Raw genomic sequence first — 20,350 nt, forward strand, 5'->3', positions numbered from 1 at the left:
TATCGCTCGGGACCCACGGACACGAGCACCTTCCCCTCCGGCCCACCTCCCCGAAAGGGCACCTCCCCGCATGACCGCCGCGCCCCCACGGCTCGCGCCGCTCCAGCTACCCGCCCCTTACGGGGCATGCCCGTTCTCCCCGCCGCCCGCCTACGCGGAGGCGGCGCGCGGGGGACCGGTCACGCGCGCCGCCCTGCCGGACGGCTCACCCTGCTGGCTGATCTCGGGCTACCGGGAGGTGCGCGCCGTACTCGCCGATCCCCGCTTCAGCGCCGACGCCCGCACACCCGGATTCCCGTTCCTCTCCCCCGCGCAGCGCCAACTGGCCACGCAGCGTCCGAGCTTCATCCGGCTCGACGACCCGGAACACGCGAGGCTGCGCCGCATGGTCGGCAGGGACTTCCTGGTGAGACGGGTGGAGGGGCTGCGCCCGGGCATCCAGCGGATCGTGGACGAAGCGATCGACACCCTCGGCGCGGCCCCCACACCAGGTCAACCCATCGATCTGGTACAGGACTTCGCCCTGCCGGTATCGTCCCTCGTGATCTGCCTGATGCTGGGGGTCCCGTACGAGGACCACGACCTGTTCCAGTCCCTCAGCCGCACGCTGCTCGACAACACCGCGACCGAGGCGCACGTCGCGCGGGCGCACCGCGGCCTGACGGGCTACCTCGCCGGGCTGGCCACGCGGAAGGCGCGAGAGCCCGGCGACGACATCCTGAGCAGGCTGGCCGCCCGCGACGACCTCACTCCCGAGCAGGTCGCCTCACTCGGTTTCATGCTCCTGGTCACGGGCCACGAGTCCACGGCCAACATGTCGGCGATGTGCGTACTGGCCCTGCTCAAAAACCCCGCGGCGGCGGGACGGCTCCGCGACGAGCCCGGCCTGATGCCCACGGCCGTGGAGGAGATGCTGCGGAGCCTGACGATCATCCACCTCGGCCTGGCGCGCGCGGCGAAGGAGGAGGTGGAGGTGGGCGGGGTCACGATCGCGGCGGGCGAGGGCGTGATCTGCATGCTCTCGTCGGCCAACCGCGACGAGGAGGTCTTCGGCCGCACCGCACCCGGACTCGACCCGAACCGCCCCGGCGCGCGCCGCCACCTGGCGTTCGGCTTCGGCGTCCATCAGTGCCTGGGCCAGACACTGGCCCGGGTGGAACTCCAGATCATGCTGACCACACTGCTGCGCCGCCTGCCGAACCTACGCCTGGCGGTTCCGGAGTCGGCCCTCACCTACAACACGGAGAACATCGTCTACGGGCTGAAGGCGCTACCCGTCACCTGGTGAACCGGCGAACCCGCTCGCTCAGCAGCCGCGCGCCCGCGGCTCGAACTTCACGCGGGCGTGCTCGGCCTTGCCGTGGACCTCGCTGTACGTGGCGGGGCTGACCCGGAACCAGCGGTCGTCCTTGTTGGCCTTCCCGTTCACGTCGTCGAGCCGCACACACCACCGCTCGGTCCGCACGACGCGCGTGTACGTCTCACTGCCCTTGCGGACCTTGTGGCACTGCTCGTAGTGCTCGGTGGTGTACCAGGTACGGGTCCTCTTACGCTTGCCACTGCCGCTGCGCGAGGTGTGCTTGACCTTCCGGGTGGCCGGATCGCACTCCTTGACCATGTGCGCGCGGGTGCCCTTGACGGTCTTGCGCGGAAGATGCCGCACGGCGTCGTAGAGCCCGCGCACCTGGTCGGAGTGCGGCTTGGAGTACGCACCGCCGCTCATGCCGTCACCCTTGCCGCCGCCGTGTGCGTCGCCCTTGTCCGTACCACCGCCACATGCACTCAGAACGGCCACGAGCATCAATGTCAGGCCGGCGAGTACCGGGCGCTGCTTCACGGACATTTCTCCTCTTCAGCGGGCTCGCACACCAGTGGTGTACACGTCATACATCGCGCCGCAGCGTATCCGATCACGCGTAGTGCTCAGCGCGCCGCCTGGCCGACGAACGCCTCCCGGGCCACCGGGCCACGACGAACTGCGGGCCCTCTTTTTCTTTCCCCACCGCCGAGCTCGCGACGACCGCCGGGGGACACGCAGTCGACGCCGAGGATCTGCGCGCCGCGCAACTGCTGTGGGCCACGATCGACAGCCAGCGGGTGCAGGCGGTGGACGAAGAGAAGTTCCTCGCCGGCTTCGCGACGCTGCGGTACGGGGAGCCCGAGCCGGTCCTCTCCAGCCGACCGTCGACGAGTTCAACGTGGCCGGGACCATCCTCCAGGACTCCCTGAAGAAGATCGGCCTCAAGGCGGAGCTCCAGGCGGTGACGTTCCCTCAGTACTCGGAGCGCGTCTCCAAGCAGTTCACCATGCCGGACATCGCGCTCGCGTGGGACATCGCCTCCTACCCCGAGGCGGGTCCGCAGCTGAACCGTGAGCACAACTCGGCCTTCGCCGGATCGACCAACTACAGCCGGTACTCCGACCGGCAGGTCGACCGGTGCTTGAAGGAAGGGAACACCGCCCCGACCGCGAGCAAGGCGTGTGCGGCTTTCACCCAGGCCCAGAACAAGATCCTCGCCGATCACGCCCTGCTCTACATCGCCTACCCGGCGATCACCGTCCTGTCGGACGGGCGGGTCAAGAACATCCCGTTCTTCGCCGACGCGGCAGGACTTCGACGTCGGGTTCCTGCGGATGGCCGAGTGACCTGTCCCTGCATCTGCCCCTGCCCTCGGTCCCTGCCGGAGAACGCGCCCGGCACGATGCGTTGCATTCGCCACAATTTGCCCATTTTCAGTCTTATGAATGCATAAATGGTTCACTCGGGGCTGGTCGCTCTCCACTGGCGACCGACCCAAGGCATTCGACGACCAGTGGACGGGAGACGGTTTGATCACGGTACGTAAGCGGACCACCGCTCTGACGGCTACAGCCGGCGTGCTCGGCGGCGTACTCGCACTCACGGCCCTCGGCGGGACGAGCCAGGCCGCCACCGGAGGAAACGGCCATGGTGATCGCCCTCACTCGCAGACGAAGGGACAGCAGGCCGGCACGCAGGACGCTTCCGACGCCCGAATAAAGATCACGCCCGGGCAAGGTGCCCACCAGGTCGGGATCGACGACCCCGTCAAGGTCACCGTCAGCAACGGCAAGCTCACCAAGGTGACCATGGCCGCCGTAGCGACCGGTACCGAGATTCCGGGCACCCTGGCCGCGGACGGCACGTCCTGGCAGCCGGACAAGCCGCTGGAGCGAGCCACCAGGTATCAGATCGCCGCGGAGGCCGCGGACGCCAAGGGCCGCTCCGCCACCGAGAACGCCTCGATCACCACGGTCTCCCCGGCGGGCGACTTCATCGGGCACGTCTCCCCCGAGGACGGCTCGACCGTCGGCGTGGGCATGCCGGTGACGGTCACCTTCGACAGGGCGATCAGCGACAAGGCCGCCATGGCGTCGAAGATCCAGGTGAGCTCCAGCAGCGGCCAGCGCGTCGCCGGTCACTGGCTCAACGACGGCCGCCTGGACTTCCGCCCCCAGAACTACTGGAAGGCCGGCTCCACCGTCACCGTCAAGCTCACCGACCACGGCATCCAGAAGACGGTCACGTACAAGGTCGGCCGGAGCCAGGTCAGCACGGTCGACGCCAAAACGAAGCAGATGACCGTCGTACGGGACGGCAAGACGATCAAGACGATCCCGATCTCGTCCGGCAGCGATGAGCACCCGACGTACAACGGCCGGATGGTCATCTCCGAGAAGTACCGGCAGATCCACATGAACGGTGCGAGCGTCGGCCTCACGGAGAAGGACGGCAAGCCCTCCTACGACATCGAGGCCGTACCGCACGCCATGCGCCTGACCGACTCGGGCACGTTCATCCACGGCAACTACTGGGGTGCCGACTCGGTCTTCGGCAAGGCCAACACCAGCCACGGGTGCGTGGGCCTGAAGGACGCCAGGGCCGGCGACGACGGCACGCAGCCGGCCGCATGGTTCTTCGACCACTCGATGACCGGCGACGTCGTGATCATCAAGAACTCCACGGACCACACCAAGCTGGCCCCGGGCAACGGCCTCAGCGACTGGAACATGCCGTGGAGCGAGTGGGTCGCGGGAGGCGCGACCGGCTGACGCGGCGCCATTCCGCTCGCATCCGTACAAGCGAGGGCCCCGACCGTCCGGTCGGGGCCCTCGCTTGCGTTATTACTTCTTGCTTCTTGTGTCCGAGGGGGGACTTGAACCCCCACGCCCGATAAAGGGCACTAGCACCTCAAGCTAGCGCGTCTGCCATTCCGCCACCCGGACTAGGTGTTTGTCGCCCGGCCGGGGTGTTCCCCGCGGCGACATGGATAACAATACCAAGCTTTCGGAGTGCCTTTCACCTGCATATCCGTCCCCTCGGCGGTGCCTCCCGAGGCCTGGGGACAAGGCCACCTCCGGTCTCACCGTGGGTAGTCCGACCCTCACTGTGACGTATCGGTGGCCGCGGCCCGAGCGTCTGCCGCTCGCTCGGGCCGCGCCCACCGACGTGCCGCCCCGAAGGCCTACGGCATCAAGTGGTACTCCGGGAAGTTGCCCGGCAGGCGTTCTCCCTGCGGGCCCCTCGTCACCGCGCGCACCAGCAGCTCTCCGCCCACGAACGCTCCGCGCCACGACGCGCCGAAGCCGCCGAACAGCTCGTCCCGGTCGCCGCGCGAGCGTGGCTTGCCCCGGCCCGTCTTGAAGGCGCGGATCTGCGGGGCGAGGCGGTCGTACGTCGCGTCGTCGTCCGTGGAGAGGGTGGCGACCAGCGCGCCGTTGGAGGCGTTCATCGCGGCGAGCAGCTCCGCCTCCGTGTCGACCAGCACGATCGTGTCGACAGGGCCGAACGGTTCCGCGTGGTGAAGGGGCGAGGAGGGGGGCGGGCTCAGGAGCGTGACCGGGTGGACGTACGCGCTCGTGTCCTGGCCGGGCAGGAAACGGGCGGGGTCCGGGGCCCCGCGGTGCAGCGGCACGGCGCCGCGGTCGATGGCCTCCGCGACCTGGTCGGTGAGTTCCTTCGCCTTGGCCGCGTTGACGAGCGGGCCGAAGTCGAGCTGGGGGTAGGAATCCTCTGGGCTCGCCACTGCCAGGGGGTGACCGATGCGCAGCGTGCGGACGGCCGGGAGGTACGCGGCGAGGAAGTCGTCGAAGAGGCTGCGCTGGACGACGAAGCGCGGGTAGGCGGTGCAGCGCTGCTTTCCGTAGTCGAAGAGCTTGGGGATCACGGCCGCGAGCTTGTCCCAGTCGGAGTAGTTCCAGACACCCCAGGTGTTGAGGCCCTCCTGTTCGAGGATGTGGCGCTTGCCGAGGTCGGCGACGGTTGTGGCGACGGCGGCGCCGGTGTCGCGGCCGCCGACGAACGAGACGCAGCCGATCTCGGGGGCCCGCACCAGCGCTTCGGAGAGTTCGCCTCCGCTGCCGCTGACGAGGGTGACGGGGATGCCCTCGCGGGCGGCGAGCGCGCAGGCCAGGGTGAGGCAGGCGACGCCGCCGTCGGTGGGGGTCTTGGCGATGACCGCGTTGCCGGCGAGCGCCTGGACGAGGACGGCGTGCACGAGGACGCTCATCGGGTAGTTCCAGCTGGCGATGTTCGAGACGGGGCCCTCGAGCGGGGCGCGGCCCTCGACCATGGGCTCGATGCCGTCGACGTACCAGCGCACCCCGTCGATGGCGCGGTCGACGTCGGCCTGGGCGAGGCGCCAGGGCTTGCCGATCTCCCAGACGAGGAGGAGGGCGAGGAGTTCGCGGTGCTGGGTGAGGGCGTCGAGGGTGGCGCCGACGCGGGCGCGGCGCTCGTCGAGCGGGATGTGCCGCCAGGCGCGGTGCTGGTCGAGAGAGGCACGCACCGCCTGGTGGGCGGTGGCGGCGTCGAGGCGGGGCGGTCCGGCGATGGGGCTGCCGTCGACGGGGGTACTGGCGGACAGGGCGCGGCCGTCGGCCTGCCAGGTGCCGTTCCACAGGTTGAGGACGCGGTCGTCGCGGAACGCCTCGGGGGCGACGGCGAGGCAGCGCTGCCAGGCGTCGTGCCAGGAGGTGCCGGCCTTGAGGGTGGTCGCCACGGGGGTGTCCGGGCCGGGGGCGTCGGGGCCGGGGGTACGGTGCGTGAGGTTGCTCGGGTTGTCTGCCATTTCGGGTTCTCCGCTCACGGTGCACAGTCGGGGCGGGGGTGCATGGCTGGTGGGGGGTGGAGTGGGGAGGTTGCCCGGTGGGCTCGCTCCCCACTCCCGCTGTACGGCGTCACTGCTCCAGGCGGTCGAGTACCAGGCGGGCCGTCTCCGTCGGGGTGGAGCCGACGCGGACCCCGGCCGCCTCCAGGGCCTCCTTCTTGGCCTGCGCCGTGCCGGAGGAGCCCGAGACGATGGCGCCCGCGTGTCCCATGGTCTTGCCCTCGGGGGCGGTGAACCCGGCGATGTAGGCGACGACGGGCTTGGTGACGTGGTCGCGTACGTAGGCCGCGGCGCGCTCCTCCGCGTCGCCGCCGATCTCCCCGATGAGGACGATCAGGTCGGTGTCCGGGTCGTCCTGGAACGCGGCGAGGCAGTCGATGTGCGTCGTGCCGATGACGGGGTCGCCGCCGATGCCGACGCAGGTGGAGAAGCCGATGTCGCGCAGTTCGTACATGAGCTGGTAGGTGAGGGTGCCGGACTTGGAGACGAGGCCGATGCGGCCCGCCATGGTGATGTCGGCGGGGATGATGCCGGCGTTGGACTGGCCGGGGGTGATCAGGCCGGGACAGTTGGGGCCGATGATGCGGGTGCCCCTCGCGGCGGCGTACGCGTGGAAGGTCACGGCGTCGTGGACGGGGATGCCTTCCGTGATGACGACGGCGAGGGGGATGCCCGCGTCGGCGGCCTCCGTGACCGCGGCCTTGGCGAAGACGGGCGGCACGAAGACGACGGTGACGTCGGCGCCGGTGGCCGCGATGCCCTCGGCGACGGAGCCGAAGACGGGGACCGCGACGGGGGCACCCCCCTGGCCCTTGAGGCCCTGGGGGACGTCGAAGTCGACGCTGCGGCCCGCCTTGCGCGGGTTGACGCCGCCGACGACGTTCGTGCCGGCGGCGAGCATGCGCCGGGTGTGCTTCATGCCCTCGGCGCCGGTCATGCCCTGGACGAGGACCCTGCTCTCCTTGGTCAGATAGATCGCCATGTCCCGCTCTCCTTGGTCAGGTTGATGGCCATGTCCCGGTTCCTCAGTGCGCGTGGGCGAGTTCGGCGGCGCGGCGCGCGGCGCCGTCCATGGTGGTGGCCTGTTCGACGAGCGGGTGGGCGCGGCCGTCGAGGATGGCGCGGCCCTCCACTGCGCTGTTCCCGTCGAGGCGGACGACGAGCGGTTTGGTCAGCCGGACGGACTCCAGGGCCTGGACGATGCCGTCGGCGACGGCGTCACAGGCGGTGATGCCGCCGAAGACGTTCACGAAGACGGACTTCACCGCCGGGTCGGAGAGGATGACGGAGAGGCCGTCGGCCATGATCTGCGCGGAGGCGCCACCGCCGATGTCGAGGAAGTTGGCGGGTCGGGCGCCGCAGCCCGCGACCACGTCGAGGGTCGACATGACGAGCCCGGCGCCGTTGCCGATGATGCCGACCTCGCCGTCGAGCTTGACGTAGTTGAGGCCCTTGGCCGCGGCGGCCGCTTCTAGGGCGTCGTCGTGGGCGGCCTCCTGGGTGCCCCAGCGTTCCTGGCGGAAGCGGGCGTTGTCGTCGAGGGTGACCTTGCCGTCGAGGGCGAGGATCTGGCCGCCGCTCGTGCGGACGAGGGGGTTCACCTCGACGAGTACGGCGTCCTCGCGGGTGAGGACGTCCCAGAGGCGGACCAGGACGTCGACGGTCCGGTCGGGGAGGCCGGCGGCCTGGGCGATCTGTGCGGCCTTCGCGGTGGTGACGCCCTCGGCCGGGTCGACCGGGATGCGGGCGACGGCCTCGGGCCGGTTCGCCGCGACCTCCTCGATGTCCATGCCGCCCTCGGCGGAGGCGATGGCGAGGAAGCGTCCGGCCGCGCGGTCGAGGACGTAGGAGACGTAGAACTCGCTCTCTATGTCGACGGGTTGGGCCAGCATCACCTTGCCGACGGTGTGGCCCTTGATGTCCATGCCGAGGATCTGGCGCGCCGTCAGTTCGGCGGCGGCCGGGTCGGCGGCGAGTTTGACGCCGCCCGCCTTGCCTCGGCCCCCGGTCTTCACCTGCGCCTTGACGACGACGCGGCCGCCCAGCCTGCGCGCGATCTCGCGGGCCTCCCTGGGCGACCGTGTGACCTCGGCTTTCGGCACCAAGATGCCGTGTTCTTCGAAGAGTTCCCTTGCCTGGTGCTCGTACAGGTCCATCTCGGCTCCTGCCGTAAAAGTGCCGCACGCCCCCTGGACACCACCCACCGGATGCGGGATAACAAGCTTCATACAGTATTCGTCGACTGTATGCAATGTACTGCGACAGCGCACGACTCCCCTACGAAGGGACAGGACTTCGCCATGCCTGACGACAGCCAGGAACTCATCTCCGGTGGTCATCTGGTCGCCAAGGCGCTCAAGGCAGAAGGTGTGGAGGTCATCTACACCCTGTGCGGCGGTCACATCATCGACATCTACGACGGCTGCGTCGACGAAGGCATTGAAGTCGTCGACGTCCGTCACGAGCAGGTCGCCGCCCACGCGGCGGACGGGTACGCGCGCATCACCGGCAAGCCCGGCTGCGCCGTCGTCACCGCGGGCCCGGGCACCACCGACGCCGTCACCGGTGTCGCGAACGCCTTCCGCGCGGAGTCACCCATGCTCCTCATCGGCGGCCAGGGCGCGCACACCCAGCACAAGATGGGCTCGCTCCAGGACCTGCCGCACGTCGACATGATGACGCCCATCACCAAGTTCGCCGCGACGGTGCCGGACACGGCGCGCGCCGCCGACATGGTGTCGATGGCGTTCCGCGAGTGCTACCACGGCGCCCCCGGCCCGTCCTTCCTTGAGATCCCGCGCGATGTCCTCGACGCCAAGGTGCCGGTGGACAAGGCCCGCGTGCCGCGAGCCGGGCAGTACCGGGCCTCGACCCGCTCGGCCGGTGACCCCGAGGCGATCGAGAAGCTCGCCGACCTCCTCGTGCACGCCGAGAAGCCGGCGATCCTGCTCGGCAGCCAGGTGTGGACGACCCGTGCCACCCAGGACGCCATCGAGCTCGTACGCACCCTCAACGTGCCCGCCTACATGAACGGCGCGGGCCGCGGCACCCTGCCGCCCGGCGACCCGCACCACTTCCAGCTCTCGCGCCGCTACGCCTTCTCCAACGCCGACCTCATCATCATCGTCGGCACCCCCTTCGACTTCCGCATGGGCTACGGCAAGCGCCTCTCCCCCGACGCGACCGTCGTGCAGATCGACCTCGACTACCGCACCGTCGGCAAGAACCGCGACATCGACCTCGGCATCGTCGGCGACGCGGGCCTGGTCCTGAAGTCGGTCACCGAGGCCGCCTCCGGACGGCTGAACGGCGGGGGCGCCAAGCGCAAGGAGTGGCTCGACGAGCTGCGGGCCGCCGAGCAGACCGCCATCGACAAGCGCCTGCCGAGCCTGCGCTCCGACGCCTCTCCCATCCACCCGTACCGCCTGGTCAGCGAGATCAACGACTTCCTCACCGAGGACTCGATCTACATCGGGGACGGCGGCGACATCGTCACCTTCTCCGGGCAGGTCGTGCAGCCCAAGTCGCCCGGCCACTGGATGGACCCGGGGCCGCTGGGCACCCTCGGCGTCGGCATCCCCTTCGTCCTCGCCGCCAAGCAGGCGCGCCCCGACAAGGAGGTCGTCGCGCTCTTCGGCGACGGGGCGTTCTCGCTGACGGGCTGGGACTTCGAGACCCTCGTCCGCTACAACCTGCCCTTCGTCGGGATCGTCGGCAACAACTCGTCGATGAACCAGATCCGTTACGGCCAGAAGGCCAAGTACGGCGACGAGCGCGAGCGCGTCGGCAACACCCTCGGCGACGTCCACTACGACAAGTTCGCCCAGATGCTCGGGGGTTACGGCGAAGAGGTCCGCGACCCCGCCGACATCGCGCCCGCGCTCCGGCGGGCCCGCGAGTCCGGGAAGCCCTCGCTGATCAACGTGTGGGTCGACCCGGACGCGTACGCCCCCGGAACCATGAACCAGACCATGTACAAGTGAGGAGCCCTGCCATGACCACCAAGGCTCTCGAGGGCGTCCGTGTCCTCGACATGACCCATGTGCAGTCCGGGCCCTCCGCGACCCAGCTCCTCGCCTGGCTCGGCGCGGACGTGGTGAAGCTGGAGGCACCGACCGGGGACATCACGCGCAAGCAGCTGCGCGACCTGCCGGACGTCGACTCGCTCTACTTCACGATGCTCAACTGCAACAAGCGGAGCATCACCCTCAACACGAAGACCGAGCGCGGCAAGGAGCTCCTCACCGAGCTGATCCGGCGCTCCGACGTCATGGTGGAGAACTTCGGCCCGGGCGCCGTCGACCGCATGGGCTTCACCTGGGAGCGCATCCAGGAGATCAACCCGCGCATCGTCTACGCCTCGATCAAGGGCTTCGGTGACGGCCCGTACACCAACTTCAAGGCGTACGAGGTCGTGGCGCAGGCCATGGGCGGCTCGATGGCGACCACCGGTTTCGAGGACGGTCCGCCGCTGGCCACCGGCGCGCAGATCGGCGACTCCGGCACCGGCATCCACGCCGTCGCCGGCATCCTCGCGGCGCTGTTCCAGCGCGAGAACACCGGGCGCGGCCAGCGCGTGAACGTCGCCATGCAGCACGCGGTGCTCAATCTGTGCCGGGTCAAGCTGCGCGACCAACAGCGGCTGACACACGGTCCGTTGGCCGAGTACCCGAACGAGGACTTCGGGAGCGAGGTGCCGCGCTCGGGCAACGCGTCCGGCGGCGGACAGCCCGGGTGGGCGGTCAAGTGCGCCCCCGGCGGCCCGAACGACTACGTGTACGTCATCGTGCAGCCCGTCGGCTGGCAGCCGCTGAGCGAGCTGATCGGGCGGCCCGAGCTGGCCGGCGACCCCGAGTGGGCGACCCCCGAGGCGCGCCTGCCCAAGCTCAACAAGATGTTCCAGCTCATCGAGGAGTGGTCCTCGACCCTGCCCAAGTGGGAGGTGCTGGAGCGGCTCAACGCGCACAACATCCCGTGCGGGCCGATCCTGTCCACCAAGGAGATCATCGAGGACGCGTCGCTCGTCGCGAACGAGATGGTCGTCGAGGTGGCCCACCCGGAGCGCGGCACGTTCACCACGGTCGGCTCCCCCCTCAAGCTCTCCGACTCCCCCGTGGAAGTGGTCAGTTCACCCCTGCTCGGCGAGCACAACGCCGAGGTGTTCGTCGGGGAGCTGGGGCTCGGGGACGAGGAACTGCGCCTGCTCAAGTCGAACGGAGTGATCTGATTGATGGCCGAGGACCGTGAGCTCACGGTACGGGCGCTGCTCGCATCCGTGCGCGCGGAGGGCCGCAGCGCTCTCACCGCCCCCGAGGGCAAGGTGATCGCCGACGCGTACGGGATCTCCGTGCCCGGCGAGGAGCTGGCGACGGACGTGGACGAGGCGGTCGCGTACGCGGCGCGCTTCGGCGGACCCGTCGTGATGAAGATCGTCTCCCCCGACATCCTGCACAAGACGGACGCGGGTGGCGTGATCGTGGGCGTGGAGGGAGCCGCCGACGTACGGGCCGCCTTCTGCACGATCGTCAAGAACGCGCGAGCCTATGCGCCGAACGCCCGGATCGAGGGCGTCCAGGTGCAGGAGCTGCTGCCGACCGGGCCCTCCTCCCAAGAGGTCATCGTCGGAGCGGTCACCGATCCGACGTTCGGGAAGGTCGTCGCGTTCGGGCTCGGCGGCGTGCTGGTCGAGGTGCTCAAGGACGTGACGTTCCGGCTCGCGCCGGTCGGCGCGGACGAGGCCGTGTCGATGCTGGACTCGATCCGGGCGGCCGAGGTGCTGCGCGGAGTGCGCGGCGCGCAGCCGGTCGACCGGTGGGCGCTCGCCGAGCAGATCCGCCGCGTGTCCCAACTGGTCACCGACTTTCCGGAGATCGCCGAGGTCGACCTCAACCCGGTGATCGCGACACCGGAGGGCGCGGTCGCCGCCGACATCCGCGTGATCCTGGCCGACGGGGCGCCGAAGCAGCGGCGCACGTACGCGCGCGAGGAGATCCTGAGGTCGATGCGCCGGCTGATGCAGCCGCGCTCGGTCGCGGTGATCGGCGCGTCCAACGAGCAGGGCAAGATCGGCAATTCGGTCATGCGCAACCTCATCGACGGGGGTTTCTCCGGAGAGATCCATCCGGTGAACCCCAAGGCCGATGACATCCTGGGCCGCAAGGCGTACAAGAGTGTCACGGACGTCCCGGGTGAGGTGGATGTGGCGGTCTTCGCGATCCCCGCCAAGTTCGTGGCCTCGGCCCTCGAAGAGGTGGGACGCAAGGGGATCCCGAACGCGGTCCTGATCCCCTCCGGCTTCGCGGAGACCGGTGAACAGGCTCTCCAGGACGAGATCGTGGCGATCGGCGAGCGGTACGGGGTACGGCTGCTCGGGCCGAACATCTACGGCTACTACTCGACGTGGCAGGACCTGTGCGCCACGTTCTGCACGCCGTACGACGTGAAGGGCGGGGTGGCGCTGACCTCGCAGTCCGGGGGCATCGGCATGGCGATCCTCGGCTTCGCGCGCACGACGAAGACCGGTGTCTCCGCGATCGTCGGGCTCGGCAACAAGTCGGACCTGGACGAGGACGACCTGCTCACGTGGTTCGGCGAGGACCCCAACACCCAGTGCATCGCGATGCACCTGGAGGACCTGAAGGACGGGCGGGCCTTCGTGGAGGCCGCGCGCGCGACGGTGCCGAAGAAGCCCGTCGTGGTCCTCAAGGCGGGGCGCACCAGCGCCGGCGCGAAGGCGGCCGGTTCGCACACGGGAGCCCTCGCGGGCGACGACGCGGTGTACGACGACATCCTCAGGCAGGCCGGCGTCATCAGGGCGCCGGGGCTCAACGAGATGCTCGAGTACGCCCGGGCGCTTCCCGTGCTTCCGACTCCCAAGGGCGACAACGTCGTCATCATCACCGGCGCGGGCGGCTCGGGCGTGCTGCTCTCGGACGCCATCGTCGACAACGGCCTGACCCTGATGGAGATCCCCGAGGATCTGGACGCCGCCTTCAAGGCGTTCATCCCGCCCTTCGGCGCCGCGGGCAACCCGATCGACATCACGGGCGGTGAACCGCCGTCGACGTACGAGGCGACCATCAGGCTCGGTCTGGAGGACCCGCGGATCCACTCCCTCGTCCTCGGCTACTGGCACACGATCGTCACCCCGCCGATGGTCTTCGCGGAGCTGACGGCACGGGTGGTCGAGGAGTTCCGCGCGCGGGGCATCGAGAAGCCCGTGGTGGCGTCGCTCGCGGGCGACGTCGAGGTCGAGGAGGCCTGCCAGTACCTCTACGAGCGCGGGGTCGTGGCGTACCCGTACACGACCGAGAAGCCGGTGGCCGCACTCGGTGCGAAGTACCGCTGGGCCCGTTCGGCGGGGCTGTTGTGATGCCCGGACCAGCCGCCCCCGGGCGAAACAAGGCCCGCTGGGCCCGTTCGGCGGGGCTGTTGGGGGGCGGTTCATGAGGTGACCTCAGTGGGGGCCGGCCGGCGGTGCGCGCAGGCCGGCCCCGGGACCCATGCGCACGCGAAAGGAATTTGGACAGGGGGCGCTGGCCAGATCTTTCGACGCAAGGGGATCGACCGTCATGACCGCAACCGATCTACCAACCTCCGTCCCCTACAGGGAGGTGACGGACGCCAACGGCCGTGTGTACCGGGTTGGCGAGACCGATATCGACATCCTGGGCCGCAAACGCAAGTGGATGGTGATCCTGCCCTGGGTGGGCATGATGGGGATCTCCTCCGCCGAGTACGCGTTCGCGTCCGCCGAGGACACCCTGCACACCGCGCACGACTGGAACAGCCTGCACATCTTCTGGATGATGACCGTCTGGGTGTTCTTCCAGGCCGCGGTCGCCTTCCCCGCGGGCAGGCTGCGTGAGAGCGGCAGGCTGCCGGCCCGCTGGGCGATGATGATCGGCGCGTCGGGCACCTTCATGGGCTATCTGTCGCTGGCCCTGGCACCGCACGTCGTCTTCGCCTATATCGGCTTCAGTGTGCTGAGCGGCATGGGCGCGGGCATGGTGTACGCCACCTGCGTCAACATGGTGGGCAAGTGGTACCCGGAGCGAAGGGGCGGCAAGACCGGCTTCGTCAACGGCGGCTTCGCCTACGGTTCGGTGCCGTTCGTCTTCCTGTTCACCGGCTACATGGACCTGACCAACTACCGCTGGGTGCTGCTCTCGGTGGGCGTTCTGCTCGCCGCGCTGGTCGCGTTCGCTGGTTCCTTCTTCAAGGATCCGCCGAAGAACTGGTGGCCCGCGAGCGTCGACCCGCTCAATCCGCCGGAGGACCCGCGCGCCCGGCGTTCCCTGGAGAAGAACCCGCCGGCCGTCAAGCAGTACACCCCGATGGAGGCCTGGCGGACCGGCCGGGTGGCCCTGATGTGGTTCTGTCTGGCCTGCACGTCCGGCGTGAACATCTTCGGCATCGCCTTCCAGGTGGACATCGGCGAAGAGGCCGGGTTCGCCGGCGGGATCGTCGCCGCCGCGATGTCCTTGAAGGCGCTCGTCAACGGCACCGGGCGCGGCGTCATCGGATGGCTCTCCGACCGCTACGGCCGCAAACAGTGTCTGCTCGCCGTGTGCGCCATCCTCGGGTGCGCCCAGTTCGGCATCCTCTGGTCGGCCGAGGCCAAGAACCTGTCGCTGTTCCTGATCTTCTCCGCGATCTCCGGGTTCGGCGGCGGCGCCATCTTCCCGATGTTCGCGGCGCTCACCGCGGACTACTTCGGCGAGAACAACAACGCCACCAACTACGGCATGGTCTACAGCTCCAAGCTCGTCTCCGGACTGGGCGCGGGGATGGGCGCCGTGGTGGTCGGGGCCTGGGGGCACTCCGGTGCCTTCGTCCTGGCGGGCTGCATCTCCTTCTTCGCCGGCTTCATCGCGCTCTTCCTGTCCCAACCCGGCAGGTCCAAGTTCCGTGACGTACAACCCAACCCGCAACCGCTCGGTGAGGAGATGGCTTGACATGACGGCTGAGCCCATCGCCGCAGGCAACTCAGCGACGAACACTGGTAGCAGGTACCGAGAGATCACCGACGAGAACGGCCGCGTCTATCGCGTGGGCGAGACGGACCGCGACATCCTCGGCCATTCCCGTAAGTTCATGGTGTATCTGCCATGGGTCGCGATGATGGCCATCAGCGTTTCCGAGTACGCGTACGGTTCGGCGGAGGACACGCTGTCCAGCGCACATGGCTGGACGCAGTCGAACACCTTCTGGATCCTGAGCATCTGGGTGTTCTTCCAGGCGGGCATCGCCTTCCCCGCGGGATGGATGCGGGAGAAAGGCATCCTGTCCGCGAAGAGGGCCATGATGACCGGCGCGTTCCTGTGCATGCTCGGCTTTCTCGCCCTGTCCCATCTGAGCAATGTGTGGCTGGCCATCCTCGGCTTCGGCGTCATCGGCGGACTGGGCTCCGGCCTCGTCTACTCGACGTGCATCAACATGGTCGGCAAATGGTTCCCGGAGCGAAAGGGCGGCAAGACAGGCTTCGTCAACGGCGGCTTCGCCTACGGTTCCCTGCCGTTCATCTTCATCTTCAACTACGCGTTCGACACGTCCAACTACCACCGGGTCCTCGACATGATCGGCGCCTACGTCCTGGTCGTGGTGCTGGTCTGCGCGTTCTACTTCAGGGACCCGCCGAAGAACTGGTGGCCGCACGACATCGACCCTCTCTCCACCTCCGGCCCGGGCAAGAGCGCGAGGTCTCTCACCAAGAACCCGCCCGCGGTGCGCCAGTACACGCCCAAGGAGGCCATCAGGACCGGAATGCTGCCGATCATGTGGCTGAGCCTGGTGCTGACGGCCGGTGTGTCGATCTTCGGCATCTCGTTCCAGGTGGACTTCGCCAAGCAGGTCGGCTTCGGTCCGCTGGTCGCGGCGTCCTCGATGGGCGTCATGGCCGTCATCAACGGAGTCGGCCGTGCCGTCGTGGGCTGGATGTCGGACATCTGGGGCCGAAAGCTCAGTCTCGTACTCGTGATCGTCGTGCTCGGGCTGGCCCAGTTCGGTGTGATCTGGGCGGGCGACATCAAGAGCGAGTGGCTGTTCCTCGTGTTCGCCTTCCTGTCCGGCTTCGGCGGCGGCGCGTTCTACCCGATGTTCGCGGCGCTGACCCCGGACTACTTCGGGGAGAACTACAACGCCACCAACTACGGACTCGTCTACAGCGGCAAGCTCATCAGTGGCCTGTTCGGCGGCGGCCTCGGCTCGATGGTGGTCGCCGCGTGGGGCTACAACGGGGCGTACGCGCTGGCCGGCGGGATATCGATGGTGGCGGCGGCCTTCGCGCTGCTGCTGCGGCAGCCCGGCCGGGAGAAGGCGGCTCCGACCCTGAAGGGGGTCATCGGCGCCTAGAGGGAGTTCACCTGCTGAGTGGGGCCCGGCCGGACGGCCGGGCCCCACTCATGTCTGCCGTGCCGGCGTCAGCGCTTCTTGCGCAGGCCCGCCAGGTTGTCGTAGCCGATCTTCGCGTGCTTCAGGGACTGGCCGAGGTCGGTGTCGCTGGGCGCGTTGTCCTGCTCGACCATCGGGTTGTGGTAGTTCATCGCCCCGACGCGGGTGAAGAACTTCTCGTAGTCGATGACTCCGGTGCCGAACGGCACCATGTCGTAGCCCATGCCGTTCGTCGTGTTGACCGTGCCGTCCTTGGCGTGGAACAGCGGGTAGCGCTTGTTGTTGCGGCGTACGAGCGCCGCCGGGTCGAAGACGTTCTCCCGCTGGGAGCCGTCGTGGGCGGTGTACGTGTGGAACTTGTACTGGGCCACGTGCGCCCAGAAGATGTCCATCTCCAGCCAGACCGTCTTCGGGTCGGTCACCGTGAGGAAGTACTCCAGCTTGCGGATGCCGGAGCTGCGGGTCGGCTTGCCCTGCGCGTCGAGGGGACCGCCGTCGAGCAGGAAGCCGTACGCCGCGTCGTGGTTGTGCGTGTACAGCTTGAGTCCCGCGCTGTGGGCGATCTTTCCGAGCGCGTTCCACTTGTCGGCGGCGACGTCCCAGTCGGACCGGTAGGCGCTGCCGGTGGGGTCGCCACCGGTGCCCATGTGGTCCATGCCGAGGATGTTGGCTATCTCCAGGTGCTTCTTGAACGTGTCGAGGTCGGGCTGGCTGAGCGGCCACGACCCCGGGATGAAGCCGTGGTTGCCCTGCGCGCGCAGGCCGTACTCGTCGAGCCAGGAACGCAGCAGCTTGGCGCCCTCGACGGTTTCGAGGTTGGCGCCGCCGGGCGCGTTGGCGTGCTGCCCGTAGCCGGCGAACTCGACCTGCTTGTAGCCGTATCGGGCCAGCTCCTTGAAGACCTCCCGGAATCCGGACGGCAGGTCGGAGGCGAGCGGGTCCCTGCCCGTGGCGTCGCGCACGGTGTAGAGGATGATGCCGCGCTTGGACGCCGGGACGAGGGCGTGGCCGCCGCCCCCTCCGCCGTTGTGCGCGCTCTGGGCGAGGGCGGGCGACGCGCCGAAGACGGGTGCCGCGACGGCGGCGGCCCCCACTGCGGTGCAGGTGCTCAGAAAGCGGCGGCGGCTGACGCCGAGAGCGCGGCGCAGGGCGTCGCCGGTTCCGGATTCATCGTTGAACGCGGTCACGGTCTCTCTCTTTCTCGGGTGGGTGCGGGGCGTGTGCGGATGCGCACCGGGCTCATGCGAGACCGGCCAGGTCGAGCAACAGCGATTTCACGTCGGTGGCCGCGACACGGCCGGTGACGGCGCGGGGGGTGGAACACAGGATGAGCGGACCGTCGGGACTGTCGTCGCTCAAGGGGAGGCGGCCGTGGCTGCCGCGGATGGGTGAGGGATCGAGGGGCACGACCGCCATGCGGTAGCGCATACCGAGCTTCTTGCGGGCCAGGGCGCCGGCGGCCTTCACCTTGACGTAGGGGTCCTGGGGGTCCATGAACAGCTCGACGGGGTCGTAGCCGGGCTTGCGGTGGATCTCCACGAGCTGCGCGAAGTCGGGCGCGCGGTCGTCGTCGAGCCAGTAGTAGTACGTGAACCAGGCGTCGGGCTCGGCGACGGCGACGAGTTCCCCGGAGCGCGGGTGGTCGAGGTGGTGGGCCTTCTTGCCCTCGTCGTCGAGGAGTTGCTCGATGCCGGGCACGTCCTTCAGCGCCTCGCGGACCATGTCGAGGTCCTCCGGGCGGCGCACGTAGATGTGCGCGATCTGGTGGTCGGCGACCGCGAACGCCCGCGACGTCATCGGGTCGAGGTACTCCATGCCGTCCTGCGTGTGCACTTCGAGGAGTCCGGCGCGGCGCAGGACACGGTTGATGTCGACGGGCCGCTCGACACGGGTGATGCCGTACTCGGAGAGCGCGACGACCGTGCGGCCCTCGGCCTTCGCGTCGTCGAGGAGCGGCGCGAGGGTGGCGTCGAGTTCGGCCGCCGCCCGGTGCGAGCGCGGGTCGTCGGGGCCGAAGCGCTGGAGGTCGTAGTCGAGATGGGGAACGTAGGCCAGCGCCAGATCGGGACGGCGGGTGGCCATGATGTGGCGGGTCGCGTCGACGATCCACCGGCTGGAGACGAGGTCGGCGCCCGGACCCCAGAAGTGGAAGAGGGGGAACGTGCCGAGTTTCTCGGTGAGTTCGTCGTGCAGGGCCGGTGGCCGGGTGTAGCAGTCGGGTTCCTTGCGGCCGTCGGCGTAGTACACGGGCCGGGGGGTGACGGTGATGTCGGTGTCGGCGCCCATGGCGTACCACCAGCAGATGTTGGCGACCGTGTACCCGGGGTGGCTGCGGCGGGCCGCGTCCCAGAGCTTGTCGCCGGCGACGAGTCCGTTGTGCTGACGCCACAGGAGTACGTCGCCCAGTTCCCGGAAGTACCAGCCGTTGGCGACGATGCCGTGCTCGGACGGCATGGTGCCGGTGAGGAACGTCGACTGGGCGGCGCAGGTGACGGCGGGCAGGACCGTGCCGAGGTGGGCCTGGGAACCCGTCCGGCCGAGGGCCTTGAGGTGGGGCATGTGGTCCAGGAGGCGCGGGGTGAGGCCCACGACGTCCAGGACCAGCAGCGGGTTCGGGCTCGTGTCCGGCCGGTCGACCGAGGTGTCGGTACGGGCAGTTGTCATGGGAGTTCCTTCAGGCCGAGGTCCGTCAGGAGGTCGCGGGCCAGGGTGAGTTCGGCGGCGATGCCGTCGGCGAGCTGGGTGCGGGCGCGGGGACGCAGCTCGGGCGGGAGCGCCTGCCAGGTGTACGTCTCGACCTCCAGGTGCCGGGTGAGCGGATGCGCGCCGCCGACCAGACGCGTGAGCGTGTCCTTGAGCACCGGGAGCGTGGAGGTGAGGGGGGCCGCGGGCGCCGCGTGCAGCGGTACGTGGAAGTGGGCGCGCCAGGGCGCGGTGTCGGGGAGCGTGCCGCCGGCGAGGGCCTCGCCGAGGTCGTCGGTGCCGCGCAGCCCGTCGGGGGTGAGGGTGCGGGTCTGGTGCAGGAAGCGGGGCTCGTCGAACGCGGCGAGCGCCTCGCGGACCTCGGCCCTTTCGGGGTGCTCGGCGTGCAGGGCCGCGGAGAGCTGGGACTTGACGACGGGGATCCCGGCGGCGGCGAGGGCGTCGAGCGCGGTGGCCGGGTCCTCGAAGGACGTGGCGAGATGGCAGGTGTCGACGCAGACACCGATGCGGTCGCGGGACACGGCCGTGAGCGGGGCGATCGCGTCGCCGGTCGTCTCGACGGTGCAGCCCGGCTCGGGTTCGAGGCCGACGCGGATGGAGCGGCCGGTCAGCTCCTCCAGGGCGTCGAGCCGCTCCGCGAGGGTGGTCAGCGCGGTGTACGCGACGTCCCGGCGAGCCGGGTCGATGGCGGTGCGCCAGGCGAGGGGCAGCGTGGAGACGGTGCCCTCGGTGATGTCGGAGGGAAGCAGCGCGGCGAGGAGGCGGGCCAGGTCGGCGGTGTGCGCGAGGCGCTCCGGGTCGGCCCAGTCCGGCTTGTACACGCGGTACTTGACCTCCTCGGCGCCGAACCCCTCGTACGGGAAGCCGTTGAGGGTGACGACCTCGAGGCCGCGCCGGTCGAGTTCGGTGCGCAGGCCGCGCAGGGCGACGGGGTCGGTGGTGAGGGCCCGCGCCGCGTCCTTGGCGAGCCACAGACCGATGCCGAGCCGGTCACGGCCGAGACGCTTGCGGACGGGTTCGCAGTGGTCGCGCAGCTGGGCCAGCACGCCGTCGAGGGTCTCGGCGGGGTGGACGTTGGTGCAGTACGCGAGGTGGACGGTGGACCCGTCGGGGTGGCGGAAGCGCAT

Annotated in this window: 15 protein-coding genes and 1 tRNA gene; 8 read left to right on the top strand and 8 right to left on the bottom strand. The window is 69.5% G+C overall.

The genetic code is table 11. The annotated features are described in order from the left end of the window. The first annotated feature begins 70 nt into the window (after positions 1 to 70). Positions 71 to 1,288, top strand: coding sequence for a cytochrome P450 (locus tag ACFC96_RS01195; RefSeq protein ID WP_376609467.1), 1,218 nt, complete (start codon positions 71 to 73; stop codon positions 1,286 to 1,288). Between the two features lie 18 nt (positions 1,289 to 1,306). Here the strand turns inward: ACFC96_RS01195 and ACFC96_RS01200 are convergent, their stop codons facing one another. Continuing rightward, on the bottom strand, positions 1,307 to 1,843 hold the full coding sequence (locus ACFC96_RS01200) for a hypothetical protein (protein ID WP_376609468.1): 537 nt from the start codon (positions 1,841 to 1,843) through the stop codon (positions 1,307 to 1,309). A gap of 355 nt (positions 1,844 to 2,198) precedes the next feature. Here ACFC96_RS01200 and ACFC96_RS01205 point away from each other — a divergent pair, with 355 nt between their 5' ends. Together ACFC96_RS01205 and ACFC96_RS01210 are read left to right on the top strand one after the other, a co-directional pair. Beyond that, positions 2,199 to 2,753: a hypothetical protein gene (locus ACFC96_RS01205; protein ID WP_376609470.1), complete on the top strand. Its 555-nt coding sequence runs from the start codon at positions 2,199 to 2,201 to the stop codon at positions 2,751 to 2,753. Positions 2,754 to 2,832: 79 nt separating this feature from the next. Then, positions 2,833 to 4,071 (top strand): Ig-like domain-containing protein, encoded by a 1,239-nt coding sequence (locus tag ACFC96_RS01210; protein ID WP_376609901.1) that lies wholly within the window; start codon positions 2,833 to 2,835, stop codon positions 4,069 to 4,071. Between the two features lie 89 nt (positions 4,072 to 4,160). On the opposite strand, the gene ACFC96_RS01215 is transcribed toward ACFC96_RS01210, so the two are convergent. The 4 genes from ACFC96_RS01215 to sucC all read right to left on the bottom strand — a co-directional run bounded on the left by ACFC96_RS01215 (position 4,161) and on the right by sucC (position 8,284). After that, a tRNA-Leu gene (locus ACFC96_RS01215) sits at positions 4,161 to 4,245 on the bottom strand. A gap of 239 nt (positions 4,246 to 4,484) precedes the next feature. Continuing rightward, positions 4,485 to 6,089 carry an aldehyde dehydrogenase family protein gene (locus tag ACFC96_RS01220; protein WP_376609472.1) on the bottom strand — a complete coding sequence of 535 codons (1,605 nt, stop codon included), beginning with the start codon at positions 6,087 to 6,089 and terminating at the stop codon, positions 4,485 to 4,487. A 109-nt stretch (positions 6,090 to 6,198) separates the two neighbouring features. Continuing rightward, positions 6,199 to 7,110 (bottom strand): succinate--CoA ligase subunit alpha, encoded by a 912-nt coding sequence (sucD, locus tag ACFC96_RS01225; protein ID WP_376251594.1) that lies wholly within the window; start codon positions 7,108 to 7,110, stop codon positions 6,199 to 6,201. A 43-nt stretch (positions 7,111 to 7,153) separates the two neighbouring features. Beyond that, on the bottom strand, positions 7,154 to 8,284 hold the full coding sequence (sucC, locus tag ACFC96_RS01230; protein ID WP_376251592.1) for an ADP-forming succinate--CoA ligase subunit beta: 1,131 nt from the start codon (positions 8,282 to 8,284) through the stop codon (positions 7,154 to 7,156). 144 nt (positions 8,285 to 8,428) lie between these two features. Here sucC and ACFC96_RS01235 point away from each other — a divergent pair, with 144 nt between their 5' ends. The 5 genes from ACFC96_RS01235 (at position 8,429) to ACFC96_RS01255 (ending at position 16,481) form a co-directional block, all read left to right on the top strand. After that, positions 8,429 to 10,111 carry a thiamine pyrophosphate-binding protein gene (locus ACFC96_RS01235; protein WP_340458889.1) on the top strand — a complete coding sequence of 561 codons (1,683 nt, stop codon included), beginning with the start codon at positions 8,429 to 8,431 and terminating at the stop codon, positions 10,109 to 10,111. Between the two features lie 11 nt (positions 10,112 to 10,122). Continuing rightward, complete coding sequence (frc, locus tag ACFC96_RS01240; protein ID WP_340458890.1) at positions 10,123 to 11,355, top strand: formyl-CoA transferase; 1,233 nt, start codon at positions 10,123 to 10,125, stop codon at positions 11,353 to 11,355. Positions 11,356 to 11,358: 3 nt separating this feature from the next. Further along, a complete protein-coding gene (locus ACFC96_RS01245) occupies positions 11,359 to 13,500 on the top strand; it encodes an acetate--CoA ligase family protein (protein WP_376609474.1) in 2,142 nt (713 codons plus the stop codon). 199 nt (positions 13,501 to 13,699) lie between these two features. After that, the gene (locus ACFC96_RS01250) at positions 13,700 to 15,085 is read left to right on the top strand and encodes an OFA family MFS transporter (protein ID WP_376609476.1); all 1,386 of its coding nucleotides are present in this window, start codon (positions 13,700 to 13,702) and stop codon (positions 15,083 to 15,085) included. Between the two features lies 1 nt (position 15,086). Beyond that, entirely contained in the window at positions 15,087 to 16,481 is a 1,395-nt protein-coding gene (locus tag ACFC96_RS01255; protein WP_376251585.1) for an OFA family MFS transporter, read from the top strand. Between the two features lie 68 nt (positions 16,482 to 16,549). Here the strand turns inward: ACFC96_RS01255 and ACFC96_RS01260 are convergent, their stop codons facing one another. From ACFC96_RS01260 to eboE, 3 genes are read right to left on the bottom strand one after another with little or no spacing between them, the layout of a single operon-like run. Then, a complete protein-coding gene (locus ACFC96_RS01260) occupies positions 16,550 to 17,707 on the bottom strand; it encodes a sugar phosphate isomerase/epimerase family protein (RefSeq protein WP_340460368.1) in 1,158 nt (385 codons plus the stop codon). 52 nt (positions 17,708 to 17,759) lie between these two features. Next, positions 17,760 to 19,184, bottom strand: a complete 1,425-nt coding sequence (locus ACFC96_RS01265) for a nucleotide pyrophosphatase/phosphodiesterase family protein (RefSeq protein WP_376251583.1) — start codon at positions 19,182 to 19,184, stop codon at positions 17,760 to 17,762. Next, positions 19,181 to 20,350, bottom strand: a complete 1,170-nt coding sequence (gene eboE, locus ACFC96_RS01270; RefSeq protein ID WP_376609478.1) for a metabolite traffic protein EboE — start codon at positions 20,348 to 20,350, stop codon at positions 19,181 to 19,183. Before eboE ends, ACFC96_RS01265 begins: the two co-directional genes overlap by 4 nt.

Source organism: Streptomyces sp. NPDC055955, assembly GCF_042270245.1.
Lineage (GTDB): Bacteria > Actinomycetota > Actinomycetes > Streptomycetales > Streptomycetaceae > Streptomyces.